Origin of the sequence: Congzhengia minquanensis (assembly GCF_014384785.1) — a bacterium.
In the GTDB taxonomy this organism is placed as follows: Bacteria; Bacillota; Clostridia; order UBA1381; family UBA9506; genus Congzhengia; species Congzhengia minquanensis.
This window is the reverse complement of sequence record NZ_JACRSU010000003.1, coordinates 81,394-102,224: the sequence shown is the minus strand read 5'-3', so window position 1 is coordinate 102,224 and position 20,831 is coordinate 81,394. Positions and strand designations below refer to the sequence as shown.

Here is a 20,831-nt window from a genome sequence, read left to right as displayed (position 1 = left end):
ATTCCTCCAATCAGACCGTCTTTAACCCAAAAAATTCCCATCTGCGGCTGAAACTTTAAACTCCTCTACGGTTTGCTTCGTTTCATAGTCATACTTTTTAAACGCAACCGACGAGTTGCCTTCTTCATAGCTTGTTTCGTAAACAAAACGTTTTCCGTCTTCTATAAACTCCTGCGTTCCCACCCACATGGGGTAGGACAGCAACTTGTCGTTTTCTAAAATGGCGTTGGCCGCCTCGCTTGAAACGCCAACTTTTGAGAGATATGTTGCAGGAAAATCAGAAAATTTGCCAATTTTACTGTTTCTGCCCAGCTGTTTTAAATAATTCTGCACCTGCTGCTTTTCATCATTTTCAAGCTGCTGTAAAATTCTTTCGTGATTTGCCAATGTGCGTTCGGCAGTTTCCTTCACAAACATTTCATTCACAGCGTCTTCATATTTCATGCCCTCAATCGCAAATTCTGCATGTTCAAACATATAATTTCCCTTGTCGTTTACTTGAAATGTAAGCACAGCTGGTGTTATTGTTTCGCCTTCGATTCTCACAAAGTTATCATTGATAAACCGATAGCTGCCGAAAGCCAAAACCGCGCAGGCCCTTGTTTTTCCGTTTACTGTTTCCGCACTCATTATGGTGTGACCCTCGGCTCCAAACTCACCGCCGGAAAATTTTCCGTTCAGCTCAGCCAAAATTGCCTTGCCCGCAGCTTCATGAACGCTCTGGCTCTCGTAAGCCGGGCGAACCTGATCCATAAACACGGCAAAGTCTGAGCCGCTTTTTAAGGTTGCAGAAAAGCCCTTGTCATCTGCAAGCACAAACACCTTGCCCCGGCTTTCCTCGCCATACTGCTGATACCGGCGGTAGACTTCGCCGTTCATTTTATATTCCACAAAATCCAGCTTTGGAATTAACGCCAAAAGCACCGTTGCCTGCTGGCGGCACTCTTTGCTTTGTATGGGATAAGCTCTTGTTTCTTCCAGTTCAAACACAAGCCCCTTTTTGTTGCCGTCTGCAACCTGCTCCTGGTTCACAATTCTGGCGTTTTCACTGTAAAAGGTTGTTAAACCAATAATGGAATTTACATTTTCCACGTCTTTCAGCTTTGTTGCTTTCAACGTATACAGCTGGCGGTAAGGCGCAAACGTTATGTCCTCCGCCAAACGTTTCTCCCGGCGGCTGGCCGCGCCAATATAAATTACTGCAGCAATTCCTGCTGTCACCGCCACCGCTGCGGCTATGGCAATTCCTTTTTTTAACTTCGTGTCAAATAGCTGTTTCATTGCTGGCCTCCATTTTCTTTATTTTCCCATGGCCGAACGCCTGGTTAAAATCCATTTATCCCGGTCTAAGGGGTTTACGCCCCGCCGTTTTGTTTCCGCAGTAAACCCTTCCGGGCAGGGACGGTATCCGCAAAACCTTGCCCTTAGCGTTCCCTTGCCGCCAGTTTTATGCAAAAGCACGGTGCTGTAGTCTAAGCTCTCCGCTGCCGGCACGGTTGCCTCCAGCAAAAATCGCCCGTCTGCAATGGTCTGGTTTTCACAAATGCCGCGCATGGCAATAATATCGCCGATAATTTTGCCCGAAAATTCCTCCGGAACAGACACCACAAGCTTTTGATAGGGCTCCAAAAGCCGCGTTCCGCAGTTTTTAAGCCCTTTCATCACCGCGATGGGGGTGCACAAAAAGAAGTCAAGGGGGTGGGTATGCACCGTGTGGTGTTCGCCGCCCGAAAGCGTAACCTTCAGGTCTGTTACCTCCCAGCCGTAAAGCCCCTGGGCAAGCGTTTCTTTAACCGCAGTTTCCACATGACGCTGATAACGGTAAAACATCTGGTCGTTGGGCACGTTACCTTTGTCATACACAAAGCCCGACCCTAAGGGAAGCGGCTCAAAATCAAGCGAAACCACCGCCCAGCAGGGTTTTGGCATGGTATATGCGTCAAAACCCGTTCCGCTTTTTTGAATGGTTTCTTTATAAATCACCGTTGGCGGCGAGAACAAAACATTCAGCCCAAACCGTTCTTTTATCACCGCAGTGAGAATTTCCAGCTGAATTTTTCCAGCGACGCTGATAATAAGCTCCTTCTCCCCGCTTTCATATTGCATGGAAAGGCTGGGCTCTTCGTCGGAAAGCTCTTCAAACGCCGCAATCAGGGGACGAATGTCCCCCTCTTCTGTCAAAGAGGCCTGAACGCTTAAAAAAGGCGTGCTGAAAGCAAGGTTTTGTGCCTTCCACGCCTTGCCCACCGTGTCCCCCGCTTTCACATGGCTCAGGCCGCACACAGCGCCCACATCCCCGGCGGAAAGCAAGCCGATGTCGGTAAATTTTTCCCCAACATAGCGCCGAACCTGAGTTACCTTTTGCCTTTCAGGAAAAGAGGAAACGGTGATCTCTCCCCGGCTTTTCACCTCGCCGGAAAACAGGCGCAAATGGGCGATTTTGCCCATACTTTTGTCATGGGTCACCTTGTAAACAATGCCGGAAAGAATCGGCTCGTCTGCATTTTGAACAGCGCCGCCCAATGCGGCTTTGCCGCCGCTGCTGTCAGCGGTTTCAGCAACAAAAGAAAGCAGCTGTGAAACGCCCATACCCAATTGGGCGCTGCCGCAGAAAACGGGCATGGCTTCGCCTTTTAAAAACAATTGCGTAACAGAAAGCCACGCCTGGCGCTCTGTTACGCTTTCTTCTAAATATTTCAATGCAAACGCGTCGTCTGCGTCTGCCACAAATTCACATACCGCCTCAAAAAAGGCGTCACCGCTCCTGTTTTGAGCGCTGCATTCCCGGCTTCCCTCATCCGTCACTTCCGACATGAACAGACAGCCGCCGGCTTGCTTTTCCAGCGCTTTGAGAACGCCTGCAACGTCGCTGCCCGCCCGGTCGATTTTATTGATAAACACAATGGTTGGGGTTTTTGTTTTTTTCAGCGCGTCTAAAATCAGCTCCGTCTGCGCCTCTATGCCTTCCACGGCGGAAACCACCAAAACCGCCGCGTCTAAAATATAAAGAGCACGTTCCACGCTGGCGGAAAAATCCGCATGGCCCGGGGTGTCGATTAAATTCACCGCCACATCTTTTTCCGGAAGCTCAATCCGCGCCGCAGAGGACACAACAGAAATGCCACGCTGTTTTTCAATTTCCAAAAAATCGGTTTTTGCGGTGCCGCTGTCCACACTGCCTAAATTTCGCACCGCGCCGCCGGCATATAAAAGCTGTTCCGTCAGCGTGGTTTTGCCGGCGTCTACATGGGCCAATAGCCCGATATTGAATGTTTTCATGGCACACCGCCTTTAATCTTCTATGTCGAATACCGACTGCTGGGCCAAATTTGTCTCTTCCCGCTCATATTTCACACCGAAATGCTCATAAGCCCTCACTGTGGCCATTCTGCCCCGGGGGGTTCGGTTTAAAAAGCCCAGCTGCAATAAATATGGCTCATATACGTCTTCAATGGTGTTGGAGTCCTCGCCGATGGAGGCCGCTAAGGTGTCCAGCCCCACAGGGCCGCCGCCGAAGTTTTCAATGATGAACATCATCATTTTGCGGTCAATCATGTCAAGCCCAAGCTTGTCCACCTCCATGCGGGAAAGGGCCTGATCTGCAATTTTTTCCGTTATTTTGCCGTTGCCTTTTACCTCGGCAAAATCCCGCACACGCTTTAACATCCGGTTGGCGATTCTGGGCGTTCCCCTGGAACGGCGGGCAATTTCCACCGCGCCGCTTCTGTCAATTTCCGTTCCTAAAATCGACGCCGAGCGGACAATAATTTCCGATAGCTCCTCCGGCGTGTAAAGCTCTAAGCGGCTGATAACGCCGAACCGGTCCCTGAGCGGGGCAGTGAGCAGTCCCGTTCTGGTGGTTGCGCCAATTAGCGTAAACCTGGGCAAATCCAGCCGCACCGAGTGTGCGCCGGGGCCTTTGCCTAAAATAATGTCTAACGAATAGTCCTCCATGGCGGGATATAAAATTTCCTCCACGCTTCTGGACAACCGGTGAATTTCATCAATAAACAGAATGTCGCCGTGGGACAGGCTGGTGAGAATTGCCGCCAAATCTCCCGCCTTTTCAATGGCAGGGCCGGAGGTTACGCGAATGCTCACGCCCATTTCGTTGGCAATAATGCCCGCAAGGGTGGTTTTGCCAAGCCCCGGAGGGCCGTAAAGCAGCACATGGTCTAAAGGCTCTTTTCTGGCCTTTGCCGCTTCAATGTAAACGGTTAGGTTCTCTTTCACCTTGTTCTGCCCGATATATTCCGTTAAGGCTTTTGGCCTTAGGCTATATTCCACTTCTGTGTCCTCGCCGAGGGTTCTCGACGTGACAATCCGATCTTCAAATCCCTGTTCTATGGGCATGTTCTATCCTCCTACTGTTTCATTAACTGAATTAGGGCCGCCTTAATGGTATCTTCCGTGCTTAAATCCTTTGAAACCTTCGACACGGCAAGCATGGCCTCCCCACGGGAATAGCCCAAAACCACCAGCGCCTCCACCGCGTCGTTTCCGCCGGAAGACGGGGAAAAGGCCTCGGCCGCCGCGCCGCCAACTGCAATTTCTTTTCCTTTAAATTTATCCTTAAGCTCCAGCACAATTTTCTGCGCCAGCTTGGGGCCAACCCCCTGGGCTTTGGTGATGGATTTATAATCGTCTGTTACCACCGCCAGCGTCAACGCCTGGGGGGACAGCGCGGACAAAACCGCCAGCGCCGCTTTCGGCCCCGCGCCGTTTACGGAAAGGAGCATTTTAAACATATCCATCTCCTCCCGGGTTAAAAAGCCGTAAAGCGCGAAAATATCCTCCCCCACCCGCAGGTATGTATGTATCCGCACTGGTTCGCCTATGGTCAGGGCGGAAAGGGCGGCAGGCGTCATAAAAATGCGGCAGCCAAAGCCGCCGGCATTTATCACCGCCGCGGTTTCTTCAATATATTCCACTGTTCCGTCTACAAATGCTATCATATGTTTTAAATTCCTTCTTCTTTTATCAGGTTGTGATATTTGGCCGAATAGCCGTGGCACATGGCAATGGCTAAAGCGTCGGCCACGTCGTCGGGCTTTGGAATAGCATTTAGCTTGAGCATCGACGTCACCATTCTCTGCACCTGGGCCTTGTCCGCCCGGCCGTAGCCGCAGATGGCCTGTTTAACCTGGAGGGGGGTATATTCAAAAATGGGCACGTTTAAAATGGACGGCGCCAAAAGACACACACCCCTGCCATGGGCCACGGTGATGGCGGTTTTTACATTGGTGTTAAAAAACAGCTCTTCAATGGAAAATGCGTCCGGCTTGTGCTTTTCAATCAGCACGCCTATGCTCTCATAAATATCCCGCAGGCGGTCGGTTAGCTTGTCCCCGGCGGGCGTTGTAATTGCGCCGTATTCCACAGGCTGAAACCCAAGCCCGTCATAGAAAATCACGCCATAGCCAACAATGGCAATTCCGGGGTCGATTCCTAAAATAATCATTGTTTTCTCCCGAATTTCAAAAAAAAGTTGAGATTTTCTTAATTATCATGTATAATAAATTATTATACCATACCACGAAATAAAATGCAACGGATTAAAATAGAAAGGTTTTGGTGACACAAATGAAGCTTTGGGGCGGTAGATTCAGTAAGGCAACAGACGCGCTGGTAGACGATTTTAATTCTTCTATCCGGTTTGACGCGCGCATGTACAGGCAGGACATAAAAGGGAGCATGGCCCACGCCGAAATGCTGGGCAGGCAGGGCATTATTCCAAAAGACGACGCGGCGCTGATTGTGAAAACGCTGGGCGAAATTTTAAAAGACATTGAAAACGGCAAGGTGGAATTTTCGATTGATGCCGAGGACATTCATATGAACATCGAAACTATTTTAACCGAGCGCATCGGCGACGCGGGAAAAAAACTGCACACCGGCAGGAGCCGCAACGACCAGGTGACCCTGGATTTGCGCATGTATTTAAGAGACGAAAGCGACGAATTGATAGAAATGCTGAAAAACACCATGACCGTTTTGCTTGATTTGGCCTCAGCGCATGTAGACACCATTATGCCGGGCTACACCCATTTGCAAAAAGCCCAGCCCGTGACCTTTGCCCACCATGTGATGGCTTATTTTCAAATGTTTTCCAGGGATTTAGAAAGACTAACAGACTGCCGCAGAAGAGTGAACGTTATGCCCTTAGGCTCCGGCGCCTTAGCGGGCACAACCTATCCCTTAGACCGGGAATTTGTGGCGGAAAAGCTGGGATTTGACGCCGTTACTTCAAACTCCTTAGACGGCGTTTCCGACCGGGATTTTGTCATTGAATTTCTGTCTGTTCTCTCCATGATTATGATGCACCTGTCCCGCTTCTGCGAGGAATTGGTGCTCTGGTCCAGCCACGAGTTTGCCTTTGTGGAGATGGACGACAGCTATTCCACCGGCTCCTCCATCATGCCGCAGAAAAAAAATCCTGACGTGGCGGAGTTAATCCGTGGAAAAACCGGGCGGGTTTACGGTCATTTAATGTCGCTTCTCACCACCATGAAAGGGCTTCCCTTGGCCTATAACAAGGATATGCAGGAGGATAAAGAGGCGGCGTTCGACGCTTTGGACACCGTGAAGCTTTGCCTGCCGGTGTTCACCAACATGGTGCGCACCATGAAAGTAAACGGCGAAAAGATGAAACAAGGCGCAAAGGGCGGCTTTACCAACGCCACAGACATTGCAGACTATCTGGTGAAAAAGGGCGTTCCGTTCCGTTCCTCCCACGCCATTGTGGGAAAAATGGTCGCGCGGGCGGTGGAAACCAACCGGGATTTAGACGAATTTTCCCTTTCGGAATTTCAGGAGTTTTCCGATTTAATTGAGGAGGACATTTACAACGCCATTGACGTTGCAACCTGCGTTGCAGAGCGTAATATTACCGGCGGCCCTGCAAAAGAACAGGTACAAAAAGAAATTGATAAGGGATATGAACAATTAAAATAAACTGTAAAATAAAAAGGGGCTGCAGCAAAAGGCTGCAGCCCCTTATTTTTATGCTTCTTTTGCAAACCGGCCCCAGCCCTTTGAAATCGCAAGACAGGCTCCGCCGCCGAACAGCGCAATTGCGCTCCACAAAAAAACCGTACTGTTCCAGCCAAAACGCTCGGAAAAAACTGCCATTCCGAAGGTGGATACCGCGCTTCCCACATAGGTGCAGAAGTTCAGCATGCCCGAAGCAAAGGATATGCGTCCGAACCGCTTAAAATAGGGCGGAACCATGCAGACCAAAATCAGGTTCACGCCGTGCATGCTTCCTGTCAACAGCGCCGTTAAAAACACAGATAAACCTGCGTTTGCGCCGTTTGTCAGCGCCAGCACCAGCGCCGCGGTAAAGCCCGTCAAATAAAGCATTCCACTTAAAAGCAGTTCGTTGCGCACTTTTTTTCGGTAAATCAGCGACGTAACCTGAAAGGTTACAATGCTGAACACCGGCAGTACTACGCCGGTTAAAATAGAAATTTTGCTGCTTAAGTGAAAGGTTTCAGATATGTAAGACGGCATCCAGGTGGTAACGCCGTCGCGAAGCATGCCCTGCAGTGCAATTGCAAGCATAATGCCCGGCAGCAGGAAAATTATGTTCCTGGTAAGCGGCTTGCGCTCCTGTGTTTCAGCCGTGGCTGTGCCGGAAAATTCTTTCACGCCGGGACATTTTTTTAGCCAAATTGCCGCCATAACTGCCGCACACAGCGCAGACAGAACAAAAATAGCCCTCCAGCCCGCAAAATAGATACACACCGGTGAAAGCAGATATACCAAAATTGTGCCGCAGGAGCTGCCCCAGGAAACAATTACGCAGGCCTTTTTATAGGTTTCTTCTGTGAACAGCACCGTCATAATCTTTACCAGCGGCGGCCACATAAAGGCCTGGGCCATACCGTTAATTCCCCACACCGCTGTCATTTGATAGGGCGTGCGGCAAAAGGGAATAAGCAGATTCATGAAAATGGTTACCAAAAGCCCCGAAAAAATTAGTTTTTTGGGTTCAATTCTGTCTCCTAAAAAACCGCTTATAAGCTGCCCTGCCCCATAGGTTACCGCGCTGGCCGTCAGCGCAAGGGAGGCAAGGGATTTCTGAATTTCTTCTGCGCTGACCAGCTCTGCTATCACCGCGCCATAATTAATTCTTGTCACATAGCTGATTAAGTAAAGCGCTGTAAACAACAAAATCATGCGGTTCACCGCATGTTTTTCCGTTATTTTGTTCATCTGATAACGCTGCCTTCCCATTCTTTGGCCGGCTCCGCCCCAAGCAGGCTTGCCACCGTAGGCGCAATGTCTTTTATGCTGACGCCGTCAATTTGCTTATTTTGTGTAAACGGTGCGCCGCAGAAAAACATGGGAATGGTCATGTCCTCTTTTAAATTGGTTCCATGTATTCTGTCATGTCCGCCGTGGTCTGCTGTTATAATGATGGTATATTCGTCTCCCAACGTATCAATCAGACTGCCGACCATGTTGCAGGTTTCCCGCACCGCATGCAGATATTCTTCGCTCATCCAGCCAAAGGCATGGCCTGCCTCGTCAACCCAGCCAAGGTATAAAAACGTGAAATCAACGTCATTGTCCGTTAAAAATTGGGTTGCTTTTCTGCAAAGCTGCCGGTTCGTTTCCTCAAATCCATAGACATGACCGGAACAATATTCGCTGTGGCTCAGGGAGTCCGGTCGGGAGAGGTCGCGCAGCTCCTCCCAGTTATAAAACATAGCACATCTTTTCTCTTTTTGCTTCAGCTGCTCAAACAGGCCGGAAATGGGTCTTACCTGCGGCGCATAGGTGTTTGTAGTGGTTCCGTGCCGCGACGGATCTACGCTGTGAAACAGCGACATATGGCACGGCAGGGTCACCGACGGTTCAACCGTTCGGGCGTTCATGCAATAGGTGCTTTTTTTCTTCAGCGTTTCAATCACCGGATGCCCCTCTAAACTGTCTGGCCGCATACCGTCACTTAAAATTAACAAAACCTTCATTTTATGTCTTCCTCCCCTGTTATAATTGTAATATTGTTATTTTTATAAACCTCTTTCACTTCGTCGGGCAGCCGGGAGTCTGCGATATAGATGTAGCCCGGATTCATGTCTGCCACCTTGATAAGCGCGCTCTTTTCATATTTGCTGCTGTCGGCCAGAACAATGACCTTATCGCCCACGGAGAGCAGTTTTTGCTGCATTTCCGCCAGCTGAGGCTGGCTGTCGCATATGCCGTTGCTTAACGACACGGCCCAGGGAAAGATAAAAACCTTGCTTACGTGGATTCTCTCTAACATATCTTTGGCAAAGGTTCCGTAAAAGGAATTTTCGCGGTTTAAAAAATAGCCGCCGCACAATAGAATGTTAAAGTTTTTAAAGTCATGTGCTTTTTGAAACACATCCATGGAATGGGTGACAATGGTTAAGGTGTCAAACCGCTCCATGAGCGTTTCAATAAATTCAATTGCCGTGCTGCCTGTGTCAATTGCGATGCTGTCACCGTTTTTAATATAGTTTGCCGCCAGGCGGGAAACTTCGGTCTTCTCCGGGCGCTTGTCGTCCAGCCGTTTGGAAAGCTCCCAATAGGGCCGCGCCGAAGCCTTTAACACCGCGCCGCCATGCACCCGCACCAGCTCGTTGTTTTTTTCAAGGCTCAGTAAATCTTTTCGAATTGTTTCAATGGAAACATTAAACTTTTTGGCAAGCGCCGCCGTTGTTACGGCGGACTGGGTCTGCAGCAATTTACAGATTCTGTTTCTCCGTGCATTTGCAAGCATATCCTACTTTCTCCAATCTAAATCCAACTTTATGCAACATATTATATTACACAGCCGTTCGTTTGTCAACACATTTTTGCTTGCATAAAAGAATCATTCTTCTAAAATGATATAATATAGAATATGAATATGGAGGAATGACCATGAAAGAAACCACATATGGATATGCCAGAGTTTCCGGAAGGGACCAGAATGAACAGCGGCAGATTTTGGCCCTGCGTGCCTTTGGCGTGAAGAAAAAAAATATATTTTGTGACAAGCAGTCCGGCAAGGACTTTAACCGGCCGGGATATTTAAAGCTTTTGTCCCGCCTGAAAGAGGGAGATATTCTTGTTGTAAAAAGCATTGACCGCTTAGGCCGGAACTATGATGAAATTTTAGAACACTGGAGGCTTTTAACCAAAGAAAAAAAGGCGGCCATTGTCGTTTTGGACATGCCCTTGCTTGACACCCGGCGGGATAACGATTTAACCGGACACTTAATTTGCGACATTGTTTTGCAGTTGCTTTCCTATGTGGCGCAGACAGAGCGGGAGTTTATCCGTCAGCGGCAAAAGGAGGGAATTGCCGCGGCAAAGCTGCGGGGCGTTCAGTTTGGCCGGAAAGCCATTCCGGTTCCCGACTCATTTGACGCAATTGCTTCAAAATGGCGGGAAAAAAAGCTCAACTCCCGGCAGGCGGCAGAACTTTTAAGTGTTTCACAGTTTACCTTTTTAAAGTGGGCAAAAGAACGGGCGTAAGAAAAAACAGATTTTTGCAAAAAATTGTAGACTTTTCCGTTCAAAGGTAGACTTTCTCTTTCTGTTGATTTCTGAATATATTTAGTAATACATAACAATACAGCTACAAAATGCAGGATTTTTTTCGCTTAAAACCATTATAGCATCTTTGCGAGAAAAAGTCTGCTTTTTCTTTCATATGAAAGGCGCTGTTAGAATGGACAAGAAAAAAAAGACCGTTGTATTAATTGCATTTTATAATGTAAAGGCACTGGGCGTGCGGTATTTAGATAGCTACCTAAAACGGCACGGCTACAACGTTGTAACGATCTTTTTTAAAGCGTTTAACAGCCGCGGTCCCACCCCGGCCACAATTTTAGAGCTGGATTTGCTTGTTGAAACCATTCGCGCATCGGGCGCGTTTATCATTGGTCTTTCGGTTATGAGCTCTATGTATATGGACACGGTAAACGCAGTGTTAGGCTCTGTGAAAAAATGCGGCCTGCCGGTGGTTTGCGGCGGGGCATATGCCACCATGTTTCCGGAACGGATGTTAGACGCCGGTGCTGATTTTGTGTTACGGTCTGACGGGGAAATCGCTATGTGCGCGCTGGCCGACGCACTGCGCTGCGGAAGGGATTTTAAAAACGTTCCCTCCCTGTGTTATAAAAAAGGCGGCAAGCCTGTTTTTAACTCGGTGGACGGTGTGTTAAACGACATAGATGGATATGGAATTCCGTCGGTTAAGTGTGAACATGCTTATTTTATTGAAAACAACACGGTAAAGCCGGGCGACCCGCAACTCTCTGCAATGAGCTATGAGGTGATTGCCTCCAGGGGATGCCCCTTTACGTGCTCCTACTGCTGCTGTTCAAATTTAGGCCGCCTTTTGCCAAAGGGGACCAAAAAAGTGCGCACCCGGTCTGTGCAAAGTGTGATCGACGAGCTGCTGATTGCCAAGCGGGAGCTGAAAAACCTGGTTTTTGTGCACTTTTACGATGAAATCTTTCCCAATCTGCCCGGTTGGGTAGACGAGTTTGTTTCTCTGTATGACAGGCACATTCATTTGCCCTTCACCATTTGGTCCCATCCGAAAATGGTTGACGGGGACGTTTTGAAAAAGCTGGTTTCCGTGGGGCTTTGCGAGGTGATTTGCGGTGTGCAGTCCGGCTCGGCCCACATTCGCAGGGACATTTTTCACCGCTATGAAACAAACGGGGAAATTCTTTCGTCTGTGAAAAAAATAAAACGCTCCGGCGTGTTTTGGGCAAGCTACGACTTTATGTTAAACCACCCCTTTGAATCGTTAGACGATTTAAAACAGACCTTTCATTTGGTGCGCCGCTTTCAGCCGCCCTTTGAACTTCAGCTTCACGGCCTGAATTTCTTGCCCGGCACGGACATTATTCCCCTTGCCATTGAAAACGGAGTTTTGACAAAAGAAGAATTAAAAAAAATCGTGAACGCTCCCATGGAGGAGCAGTTTGCGGCCTATTGGTGCGGCGCAGACAATTCTGAGGCCCAAATTTGGTACCGGCTGATTTTTCTTTTGCAGTTTTCCCTGCTTCGCAAACGGGCGGTTAGGCTTTCTAAAAACATCCAAAAAAACCAATACGCCATTGGTAAACTGTATCGGTTCGGAATGAAGCTGTTAAAACTCCGCTATGTTTATAAGAAGACGCGCATGATTTTAAAGAGCCTAAAGATGCGGTTCTTAAGCGGTTTATCGTCCTTTTTGGAAAAAAATAAAAAAATTTTTGAAAAACCTCTTGACAAATAACTGTATTAACTGTATTATATGTATTAGTACAGATAACACAGTTAGGGAAAGGAGGAAAACCATGATTCAACTTGATTTTAGCGACCGCAGACCGCTGTATGAGCAGATTAAAGAAAAGTTTAAGGAGCTGATTTTCACAGGTGCCATGAAGGAGCAGGACAAAATTCCTTCGGTGCGCGAGCTGGCTTCCATTCTTGCTATTAATCCCAACACCATTCAGCGGGCCTATAAGGAACTGGAGGAAGAGGGGTATATCTACTCCCAGCGGGCAAAGGGCAGTTTTATTGCACCGGTGCAGCAGACGCAGGAAACCGCCTATGTGAAAGCGCTGTATAAAGATTTGACCGAAGCTGCCGGCGAGTTGTTTTACCGCGGTGAAAGCCCGGAAACCGTTACAGCTGAAATTATGAAGGTTTATGATACAATGAGAAGGGATGGAGGAAGATGATTGAAGTTAAAAATGTGACAAAGGTTTTTGAAGATACAAAAGCTTTGGATAACCTTTGCCTGCATGTGAAAAAGGGCACGGTTTACGGCCTTATCGGCCCCAACGGTGCCGGAAAAACAACCATTATCAAGCATCTGACCGGGGTGTATAAGCAAGACGCCGGGGAAGTTTTGATTGACGGAAACAACGTTTATGAGAATATAAAGCTAAAAAATAAAACTATTTGCATTGGGGATGACTTATATTTTTTCCCCACATATACCATTGCCGACATGGCAAAGTTTTACGCTGGCCTATATCCCGATTGGGACTGGGTGCGCTATGAAAGCCTGAAAGAAGTGTTTAAAATTGACACGAAACGCCGGGTGCGCAAGCTTTCGAAGGGTATGCAGAAACAGGTGGCCTTTTGGCTGGGCATTTGCACAAAGCCGGACGTGATGATTTTAGACGAGCCGGTGGACGGCTTAGACCCTGTAATGCGCCGCAACGTATGGAAGCTGATGCTGCAAGATGTGGCGGAGCGCGACATTACCGTTCTTGTTTCCAGCCATAACCTGCGGGAGCTTGAGGACGTGTGCGACCATGTGGGCATTATGTTTGGCGGCAAAATTGTGCTGGAAAAATCGTTAGACGACGCTAAGGGCAACATTCACAAGGTGCAGGCGGCGTTTTCCGGCTTTATGCCCGACGAGCTGACGCAGGAACTGAACGTGCTCCACTCTGAGCAGTTCGGCTCGGTTTACAGCTTAATTATTAAAGGCGACAGCGGCGAGATTAAAAACAAAATTGCGGCTTACTCCCCGCTGCTTTGCGATATTTTGCCGCTTACCTTAGAAGAAGTTTTTATTTACGAATTAGGAGGTATTGGATATGAATCTGCGAACATCCTGCTTTAATTCTGCGGTTTTCCGTTCAGATGTAAAGCGTCTTTGGTGGGTTCCCGCGCTTCATACGCTTTCCATATTTTTGCTGTGCCTTTTGCCGTTTTACATTGACTATCACGAGGCAATCGGCCTGTTCGGCGGGGCAAGTGAACAGTACATAAACTCTGCCTTATTCCAGTGCAGCCCTGTGCCGTACATTATTTTGGGGATTCTTACCGTTGGAATTTCTGTGCTTTTGTTTTCCTATTTAAACTCAAAAAGTGCGGTTGCCACCATGCACGCAGTGCCGGTGAAGCGCAAAACCCTTTACATTACCCACATTGTGTTCGGGCTTATTGCATTAATTGTTCCCATCTTAATCAACGGCGGAATTTTGGTAATTATGCGTTCTAACCCGAACATTGCCCAGGTAATTTCCATGAGCCACATCGGAGCCTGGATTTCCACACAGATTGCATATGCCGTTGTTGGCTTTGCCTTCTCTGTGCTCATCGGCATGTTTACGGGTAACAGCGTTGCACATTTGGTGTTTACCTATATCTTTGCTGTTTTACCGTTCCTGGTTGAGGCCGGTTTGAAATATATTATGTATTTAAATCTCTACGGCTATGTAATGAACGACACAAATATGGCAGTTGCAAAATATCTCTATTTTTCCATTGACAAGCTGACTGAGCCAACGTGGTTTCTTCTTTATATGGCCTATGCACTGGTGTTCTTCTTAATTGGTTACTTGATTTATAAAATCAGAAACTTAGAAAACAGCAGCGAAGTGGTGGCATTTCCAAAATTAAAGCCGATATTCGTCTATGGCGTTTCTATGTGCTTTGGCGTGGCGGGTTACTTTTATCTGGCAGAAATTATAAATGTAAACAACCTGTTTCTGGCGCTGCCCTTTGGGCTATTGGGCCTTGTCATTGCAAATATGCTGGCGAAAAAGTCGTTTACCATTAAGGGTATTTTAAAGCCCACGGTTGCCCTGGTAGTTTCCGTTTCTGCTCTGTTTTGCCTGTTCCACTTCGACATTACGGGCTTTGAAAAACGGGTACCCGATGCGGCTAAAATTGAAAGCGTAAGCGTTACCCGCCGTCCGCCGGACTCGCGGAGATTTGTTAGCTCAATGAATGGCAGAATGGTGATTCCGAAAGATGTTTATGTGCCCAACATGACGAAACAGCAGGACATTGAAGCTGTTTTGAAGTTCCACAGCCACAAAACCGTTGAGCACACCGAGGAAAGCGACAATACAGACTATTTGTATGTAAACTATCAATTAAAAGACGGCAAAACAATGATTCGCCGCTATATTGTAGACTATGACGACGACAAGGATTTCTTAAAGCCGATTATGGAAACAGAAGAAAACTTAAAAGACCGTTTCCCTGTTTTAGAGAAATCCACAGAAGACCTCACATCAATTTCTATAGCAGACGCACGGCTGAGCAGGCCTTTTAATTCTTACTTCATGCAGAAGGATACCGACACTGAAATTGCAAACAGGCTGATTGACGCCCTAAAAGCCGACTTGTCGCAGGTAACCTATGAAGAATTTATTGACGAGATTGCCCTGCCCACCTATATTGAAATCAATTATGAAATTCCCCTTGTTTATGAGGGAACTGATATTTTAGTGACGGATTTGGATGCGCAGCGCACCTTCAGTGACACCAACACCTACTACGTTCGCCCGTCTTACAAAAACACGATTGCGCTTTTAACTGAGCTGGGCTTTTATGACGCACTGCCTGCGGCTTCGGAATATCAATCCGTTGAGGTTTGGCGCACAAGCATTACGGGAGATGCGCGCAAACCCGACGTGGTTGTTACCGATCCGGCACAAATTGAAGAAATTTATAACTATGTTACTACAACACAGCCGAAGTTAAAACGCAACGCCTATTTAGAAACAGAGTTCGGAAATGCCATTACCCTGACGTTTCAGTCCAACACACAGCAGGAATTTACGGTAATCCGCTCAAAGAATGATGTGAGCATGCCCCAGTCATTGGCAAAGCTTTTTGAATAAGCCCCTCCATTTTACATAAAGCGATTTACAAACCGGCAGACGGCAAAATTTTAATTGATAAAAAACAACTCCAAAAATTTATAAATTTCATTTTGCATGAATATCCCTAAGACAAAAAACCACATGCCGGCGTAACCCCTGCCTTTACCGCAGATGAACGCTTTCCGGTTTGCCAATTGCTTTATATTAAAATAAGTGCGCAGCCATTTCGCTGCGCACTTTTATTTATTTCCCACATTTTTCTGAAATAATGTATCTTGGCCTGCCTTTAATTTCGTCGTAAATTTTCGCAATGTAATATCCAATGCAGCCCAGGCTGATCATAATGATGGAACCGATGAACAAAAGCACCACAATCACGGTGGTAAACCCATCCAATGCGGTGTGAACCGCCTTTTGATACAGCGCAATGGAGCCTAAAACAACGGACACAATTAGCACCAAAATACCCAAAAACGTGATGATTTGCAGCGGCAGCGACGTAAACGACGCAATATTGCGCACCGCATATTTCACCAACGACCAGGTGGACCATTTTGTCGTTCCCGCCGCGCGGTCGGCTACCTCGAACTCCACCTCGGCAGTTTTAAAGCCAATCCAAGAGGACAAGGCCCGGAAAAACACGTGCTTTTCGCGCATGGTGAGCAGCACATTTACGGCTTTCCGGTCTAACAGCTTAAAGTCAGATGCTCTCGACATGTCAATTCCTACCGCACGGCTGATTAACCTATAAAAGCATTTCGCCGCAAAAGAATGGGCGGCAGACTCTTTGCCCCGGCTGGCCTTCACACCTTCCACCACCTCGGCTCCCTGCTGCCAGAGCCGGTACATCTCCACGAGTTTTTCCGGTGGGTGCTGCAGGTCCGTGTCCATCACCGCACAGCAGTCGCCTCTGGCCTCAGAGAGTCCTGCAAAAATAGCGGACTCTTTGCCAAAGTTTTTTGAAAAGCTCACGCCCCGCACCCTGCTGTTTTTGCTTGACTCTGCCAAAATTTTTTCCCAGGTGCCGTCCTTTGAGCCGTCGTTTACAAACAGCAGCTCATAGTTGATGTTTTCCTGCTCCAAAACAGCCGCAATGGTCTGCGAGGCGCGCTGTATGTTGTCTTCCTCGTTATAGGCGGGCAAAATTACCGTAACCAGTTTTCCGCACATTGAGCGTTTCTCCTTTGTTTGCATAAGGTTTATGAATAGTTTACCACATTTTTCACTTTATTTCAAGTCTCTTACGCACAAGAAAGCTCCTCAGACTTTCGTCTGAGGAGCTTTTGTTTATTGGAATTATTCCTGCACCCATGCGCCGGTCATGATACCGAATATACGGTCTACCTGACTGCCCGTAACTTGCGGGTTTTGCACCGTTTTCATCACAACCTTATGCGTACCATATTCTAAATCAAGCAAAATGGAATCTCCTTTGCACACTAGCTGATAACTTGTAATTGAATCGTTATAGCGCGGATTACAGGTTACTTCCAGCTTGTCGTCTACCCAAACTTCTATCAGCCCGGAATCCTTATGCAAGCCATACTCAAACGCCAAAATATTGCCGGTGAAAGAGAACTCCAATGTGTCGCCTGCCGCGCTTGACTGCACATAATTACTGCCTGCTGTCCAACCGGTACTTCTCGTGACTTTACTTGTGTCGGTGCTTGAGAACCAGGTTGCTTCCGCTATGGCCCCGCTGTTTTCTATGAGTTTGTCTGCACGGTCAATTGCTTTTTGATAATACCGTCCTGTTTCCATGCATCTAATAATTTCATCCGCAATTACCTGATATCCGGCATTGCTGGGATGCACGCCGTCTGAGATAAAGAGGTCTGACATTGATACACCCGTACCGTTTGTTGCCGCTTTAAATGCCTCTAAATCGTCAATCAGAGGAAGGCCGTAGAACTCTGCCACTTGGTTGCCGTAACCGTTCGATTCGCTGTAACTTCTGTTTGTTGTGCGTGTAAACACGATATATGGCGGATTGTCCAGTGCAGCTAAGGTGCGAACAACGCTTTCCATATTACGTCTTGTGTCACGGTTGCCGTCGTTGCACGTATGGCTGAAAAATACAATATCAGGATCCAAATCTACAACGTCGCGCATCACTCTGACTAAGCTGTAGTCTGTTGTCGTACCGCCAACGCCCTTATAGTGCGGTGTTACGGTTACGCCATTTTTCGCGTAGGTGTTTGTAAACCAGGCTCCAACCTTATTTACCCATCTTTCCGACTGTGGCTCTGCCCCTGCGCCCGCATAGATAGAGTCGCCTAAGAACACAACGTTAATGTTGTTGTCGCCTGCGAACGGGTTATTGTTTACCGGCATTAAAGAAATCTTCTTTTCTGCAAGCATTGGCTTTAAGTTTTCGTCCCAGACAAACAATTTTACTGTCGTTGCCGCGGACGAAATTTGAACGGTGCCCGTTTTTGTGTTTTCACCTGAAGCATATGCAAACGGTTCTTCTGAAACCGCGATTAACTTGTTGTTCTGGTTATACGTTGCCACATAAACGCTTGCCGTGCCGCTGACGTTGTCTGTTAAGATATTGGCGGACCAATCTGCCGATGTTTTATCAAGATTTAATTTCAGTTCTGAGCTTGCAGAAAGTGCAATTCTTCCGGCAAATGCAGCTTGTGCTCCTACGCCGTAGTTTCCTTTGGAGTCTACTGGAATTACTTCAAACACGAGATTCTTACCAAACAAATCTGCGCTTGCCTTAATTTCAGTTCTGCCTGCATTGTCGGCACGTGTTGTGCCGATTAAGGCCAAATCACCGCCGTTGTCTGCGTAAACCTTAACCAAAGACTTGCCGTCACCCTCAACGGCTTCTACTTCTCCTGTGGAAACAAAATTCCAGGTAAGAAGAATGCTGTCTGTTGAATTTAAAATTGTTTTGTCGCTGGTTGCCGTAAGGTTTTCAATGTGGAATTCCGGTTTTGCATTGGGGTCTGTGCCTTCCACCTCTTCAATTTTAATGTCGGTTAAGCTATAGTTTGCATTGTCTAAAAATGTGAGTTTCGGCATTCTGTAATGTTTGCCGGGATAGTTCCACTGATATTCCACAGTGTAAAGCGTCCAGTCCTCACCCAGGGTCTCGCCGGATGTAATTTCCGCTTTATCGTTGGTGCCAACCCACTCTGTTCCATCATAATACTGATAGGCCCAGGCTGTAGGCTCATTTCCAAGCTGGGTGTTTTTAGACAACATTCTGTCGTAATAGTCGTCATAAACCAGAGTTTCCTCATAGTTTGTGGGGGTCAGCTCACCCGGCTTATGATATGAATTTGCAATTACACCACCATACAGATAAAACGGAATGCTGCCTGTTGCTTCTGTTGGTGCGCCATAACCGTCGTAATGCTCCGTATTTAAGGTAATATCTTTTTTATCGGTTGTATCAATTCTGTAGCTTGCCCACTTTGGAACATCTGTATAGGTAGGTTCAGTAGCATCCAAAATCTGACCCTGAATGTCGCGATCCAAAACCAAATTGATGGGCTGGTCTACGGATTCTGCATCATCAGCTTTTGCCCAGAACGAAATTTGATATGTTTTTCCGTTTTCAATGTCTACGCCCTGGTAAGGCGCTCCGCCGTCTTTCGTTACTTTCAGCACATTTTTGCTGTCCGCCCCGTTAAAGTCGGTTACAGATTCAATGGTGCCGTTGTGGAAAATTGCCGGGGTCTTTGTGTCTTCCCCCGCCAGGCCGACGGTCGTTGCGTTTGCTGCGCCGTCATACCAAGCATAGCTGTAGTCAGACTGGCTGGCATCTGCTATGGCCAAATCGCCGTTGTGAACAATGTCTAAGGGGGTCACAGTGAAATCGTCCAAATAAATTTTATAATCGGCTGCCTCCGGAGCGTTTGCCGCTAAACTGGGAACGCAGGAGAAACGCAAATCAAACTTTGTTTCCCAGGCATTTTCACCGTCTCTGCCCAAGGACATTGGCAGCTCTTCGTAATAGAGGTATGTATATTTTGTCCATTCCGTGGTGATGGGGTCATTTAACTTAAAGTCGTTCCACATGGGCTTTGTTCGGTCAAGACGGCTGCCATTGTTTCTTTCCGGAATAAACATTAACTTTTGGCCATCTTTTGCATGTTCATTGTAATAATCCGCCACGGCCTGTGAACCCTTAGCCCAAAACGAAACCTCATAGGCGCGGTTATACCACATTTTTTTATTGTTGTCTGTTACATTAGCCACAATTTCTGTGTAACCGCCGTTTCCGGTCCAGCCGGTATAAGTCAGTTCCAGAGAAGATTTTGATGTGTCCGCAATTTCGCTGGGAACGTCCGTTGACAAGGCCGTTTTCGCGTAAGAGGCGTGCAGCGAAACACCTTCTGTTTCATTTGTCCAGCTTTCGTTTTCAAAAGATGCTCTCCAGAGAGCAGAGTCCTTTTCTACCGGTTCCTCAGGCTCGATAGAAGCCGGGCGCAGGCCAACGTTGTCAATGGCATATTCAATCCAAAGTGCCTTTTTACCGTCATGTTTTTGACCCGGCGCATTAATTGTTTCGCAGGAATCTCTAAATTCCTGTGTAAAATCATTAGAGTTGTTTACAATTCCGTGTTCACTGGTTCCAAAACGCACAAACATATAAACCTTTGCCGCTTCACCATTTTTCACATAGCCGGAGCTATATTTGTTGGTTGCGGTAAATTTATAGTTTAAGTGTGCCCAGTCGCCCGAAACGGTTGTTCCATCCTCATTGAAGCGAAACACATCCGCACCGGAAATTTTATGTACCTGGTAATAGTAGCTTGCTGTGGCAGGTGTCGTTCCCTCGGGGTCTGCATACATGGAATTTTTATCATGAATCATAAAAAACACATTGACATTGGGAAGCTTTGCAAAGTTTTCCGGCGAGAACAGCTTTAGGTCCATAGATAATTCATATTCCTGACCCGGAATAAGCTCAATGTTGGACACACCCTCATTTGCGATGCCGTCGCCTCCGGCAGTAATCTCAATATGTGCCGCCACCGCACCTTTTGAACCATAGGCGCCTTCGCAGTAACGCGTAACACCAGGGGTTTTAAACGTGGATGAACCCGACGAATCCAGCACCATATCGGGGTGCGTAAAATCGCTTTCATTTTCAAAAGAAAAATTAAAGCCTGTTTCGTCTTTAAACGAGGTTGTCACTTCTGCCGCGCCTGCGGTAATCATGCCGGCTGCAGACAAAATCATTGCAAGCGACAACAGTAAAGACATCATTTTTTTCAT

General features: G+C 47.4%; 16 protein-coding genes. 6 read left to right on the top strand and 10 right to left on the bottom strand.

Annotated elements, in window-relative coordinates:
* Positions 1-21 precede the first annotated feature (21 nt).
* Genes H8698_RS08240 through ruvC form a run of 5 tightly spaced genes read right to left on the bottom strand, consistent with a single transcriptional unit; the run spans position 22 to position 5,461 of the window.
* A complete protein-coding gene (locus H8698_RS08240; RefSeq protein ID WP_249312759.1) occupies positions 22-1,281 on the bottom strand; it encodes a hypothetical protein in 1,260 nt (419 codons plus the stop codon).
* Between the two features lie 18 nt (positions 1,282-1,299).
* Positions 1,300-3,279, bottom strand: coding sequence for a GTP-binding protein (locus H8698_RS08235; RefSeq protein WP_249312758.1), 1,980 nt, complete (start codon positions 3,277-3,279; stop codon positions 1,300-1,302).
* Between the two features lie 12 nt (positions 3,280-3,291).
* A complete protein-coding gene (ruvB, locus tag H8698_RS08230; RefSeq protein WP_249312757.1) occupies positions 3,292-4,353 on the bottom strand; it encodes a Holliday junction branch migration DNA helicase RuvB in 1,062 nt (353 codons plus the stop codon).
* An 11-nt stretch (positions 4,354-4,364) separates the two neighbouring features.
* Complete coding sequence (ruvA, locus tag H8698_RS08225) at positions 4,365-4,955, bottom strand: Holliday junction branch migration protein RuvA (RefSeq protein WP_249312756.1); 591 nt, start codon at positions 4,953-4,955, stop codon at positions 4,365-4,367.
* A 5-nt stretch (positions 4,956-4,960) separates the two neighbouring features.
* Positions 4,961-5,461 (bottom strand): crossover junction endodeoxyribonuclease RuvC, encoded by a 501-nt coding sequence (ruvC, locus tag H8698_RS08220; RefSeq protein WP_249312755.1) that lies wholly within the window; start codon positions 5,459-5,461, stop codon positions 4,961-4,963.
* Between the two features lie 122 nt (positions 5,462-5,583).
* On the opposite strand from ruvC, the gene argH reads away from it, so the two are divergent.
* Complete coding sequence (gene argH / locus H8698_RS08215) at positions 5,584-6,954, top strand: argininosuccinate lyase (protein ID WP_249312754.1); 1,371 nt, start codon at positions 5,584-5,586, stop codon at positions 6,952-6,954.
* Positions 6,955-7,002: 48 nt separating this feature from the next.
* Here the strand turns inward: argH and H8698_RS08210 are convergent, their stop codons facing one another.
* Genes H8698_RS08210 through H8698_RS08200 form a run of 3 tightly spaced genes read right to left on the bottom strand, consistent with a single transcriptional unit; the run spans position 7,003 to position 9,754 of the window.
* A complete protein-coding gene (locus tag H8698_RS08210) occupies positions 7,003-8,238 on the bottom strand; it encodes an MFS transporter (protein ID WP_249312753.1) in 1,236 nt (411 codons plus the stop codon).
* Entirely contained in the window at positions 8,214-8,978 is a 765-nt protein-coding gene (locus tag H8698_RS08205; protein WP_249312752.1) for an alkaline phosphatase family protein, read from the bottom strand. The genes H8698_RS08210 and H8698_RS08205 overlap by 25 nt, the downstream gene beginning before the upstream one ends.
* A complete protein-coding gene (locus H8698_RS08200) occupies positions 8,975-9,754 on the bottom strand; it encodes a DeoR/GlpR family DNA-binding transcription regulator (protein WP_249312751.1) in 780 nt (259 codons plus the stop codon). Before H8698_RS08200 ends, H8698_RS08205 begins: the two co-directional genes overlap by 4 nt.
* A 143-nt stretch (positions 9,755-9,897) precedes the next feature.
* Between H8698_RS08200 and H8698_RS08195 the strand changes: the two genes are divergently transcribed.
* The 5 genes from H8698_RS08195 to H8698_RS08175 all read left to right on the top strand — a co-directional run bounded on the left by H8698_RS08195 (position 9,898) and on the right by H8698_RS08175 (position 15,611).
* Complete coding sequence (locus H8698_RS08195; RefSeq protein ID WP_249312750.1) at positions 9,898-10,494, top strand: recombinase family protein; 597 nt, start codon at positions 9,898-9,900, stop codon at positions 10,492-10,494.
* A 196-nt stretch (positions 10,495-10,690) separates the two neighbouring features.
* Entirely contained in the window at positions 10,691-12,253 is a 1,563-nt protein-coding gene (locus H8698_RS08190) for a B12-binding domain-containing radical SAM protein (RefSeq protein ID WP_249312749.1), read from the top strand.
* Between the two features lie 61 nt (positions 12,254-12,314).
* Positions 12,315-12,701 (top strand): GntR family transcriptional regulator, encoded by a 387-nt coding sequence (locus tag H8698_RS08185; protein ID WP_249312748.1) that lies wholly within the window; start codon positions 12,315-12,317, stop codon positions 12,699-12,701.
* Entirely contained in the window at positions 12,698-13,597 is a 900-nt protein-coding gene (locus H8698_RS08180) for an ABC transporter ATP-binding protein (RefSeq protein ID WP_249312747.1), read from the top strand. The genes H8698_RS08185 and H8698_RS08180 overlap by 4 nt, the downstream gene beginning before the upstream one ends.
* Positions 13,572-15,611 carry a DUF6449 domain-containing protein gene (locus H8698_RS08175; RefSeq protein WP_249312746.1) on the top strand — a complete coding sequence of 680 codons (2,040 nt, stop codon included), beginning with the start codon at positions 13,572-13,574 and terminating at the stop codon, positions 15,609-15,611. The genes H8698_RS08180 and H8698_RS08175 overlap by 26 nt, the downstream gene beginning before the upstream one ends.
* A gap of 225 nt (positions 15,612-15,836) precedes the next feature.
* On the opposite strand, the gene H8698_RS08170 is transcribed toward H8698_RS08175, so the two are convergent.
* Both H8698_RS08170 and H8698_RS08165 read right to left on the bottom strand, forming a co-directional pair.
* On the bottom strand, positions 15,837-16,763 hold the full coding sequence (locus tag H8698_RS08170) for a glycosyltransferase (protein ID WP_249312745.1): 927 nt from the start codon (positions 16,761-16,763) through the stop codon (positions 15,837-15,839).
* A gap of 126 nt (positions 16,764-16,889) precedes the next feature.
* Positions 16,890-20,831, bottom strand: coding sequence for a GDSL-type esterase/lipase family protein (locus H8698_RS08165; protein ID WP_249312744.1), 3,942 nt, complete (start codon positions 20,829-20,831; stop codon positions 16,890-16,892).

Excerpts from the sequence above, each read along its gene's own strand:
- H8698_RS08240 (WP_249312759.1), bottom strand. The coding sequence starts at position 1,281 with ATGAAACAGCTATTTGACACGAAGTTAAAAAAAGGAATTGCCATAGCC.
- H8698_RS08235 (WP_249312758.1), bottom strand. The coding sequence starts at position 3,279 with ATGAAAACATTCAATATCGGGCTATTGGCCCATGTAGACGCCGGCAAA.
- ruvB (WP_249312757.1), bottom strand. The coding sequence starts at position 4,353 with ATGCCCATAGAACAGGGATTTGAAGATCGGATTGTCACGTCGAGAACC.
- ruvA (WP_249312756.1), bottom strand. The coding sequence starts at position 4,955 with ATGATAGCATTTGTAGACGGAACAGTGGAATATATTGAAGAAACCGCG.
- ruvC (WP_249312755.1), bottom strand. The coding sequence starts at position 5,461 with ATGATTATTTTAGGAATCGACCCCGGAATTGCCATTGTTGGCTATGGC.
- argH (WP_249312754.1), top strand. The coding sequence starts at position 5,584 with ATGAAGCTTTGGGGCGGTAGATTCAGTAAGGCAACAGACGCGCTGGTA.
- H8698_RS08210 (WP_249312753.1), bottom strand. The coding sequence starts at position 8,238 with ATGGGAAGGCAGCGTTATCAGATGAACAAAATAACGGAAAAACATGCG.
- H8698_RS08205 (WP_249312752.1), bottom strand. The coding sequence starts at position 8,978 with ATGAAGGTTTTGTTAATTTTAAGTGACGGTATGCGGCCAGACAGTTTA.
- H8698_RS08200 (WP_249312751.1), bottom strand. The coding sequence starts at position 9,754 with ATGCTTGCAAATGCACGGAGAAACAGAATCTGTAAATTGCTGCAGACC.
- H8698_RS08195 (WP_249312750.1), top strand. The coding sequence starts at position 9,898 with ATGAAAGAAACCACATATGGATATGCCAGAGTTTCCGGAAGGGACCAG.
- H8698_RS08190 (WP_249312749.1), top strand. The coding sequence starts at position 10,691 with ATGGACAAGAAAAAAAAGACCGTTGTATTAATTGCATTTTATAATGTA.
- H8698_RS08185 (WP_249312748.1), top strand. The coding sequence starts at position 12,315 with ATGATTCAACTTGATTTTAGCGACCGCAGACCGCTGTATGAGCAGATT.
- H8698_RS08180 (WP_249312747.1), top strand. The coding sequence starts at position 12,698 with ATGATTGAAGTTAAAAATGTGACAAAGGTTTTTGAAGATACAAAAGCT.
- H8698_RS08175 (WP_249312746.1), top strand. The coding sequence starts at position 13,572 with ATGAATCTGCGAACATCCTGCTTTAATTCTGCGGTTTTCCGTTCAGAT.
- H8698_RS08170 (WP_249312745.1), bottom strand. The coding sequence starts at position 16,763 with ATGTGCGGAAAACTGGTTACGGTAATTTTGCCCGCCTATAACGAGGAA.
- H8698_RS08165 (WP_249312744.1), bottom strand. The coding sequence starts at position 20,831 with ATGAAAAAAATGATGTCTTTACTGTTGTCGCTTGCAATGATTTTGTCT.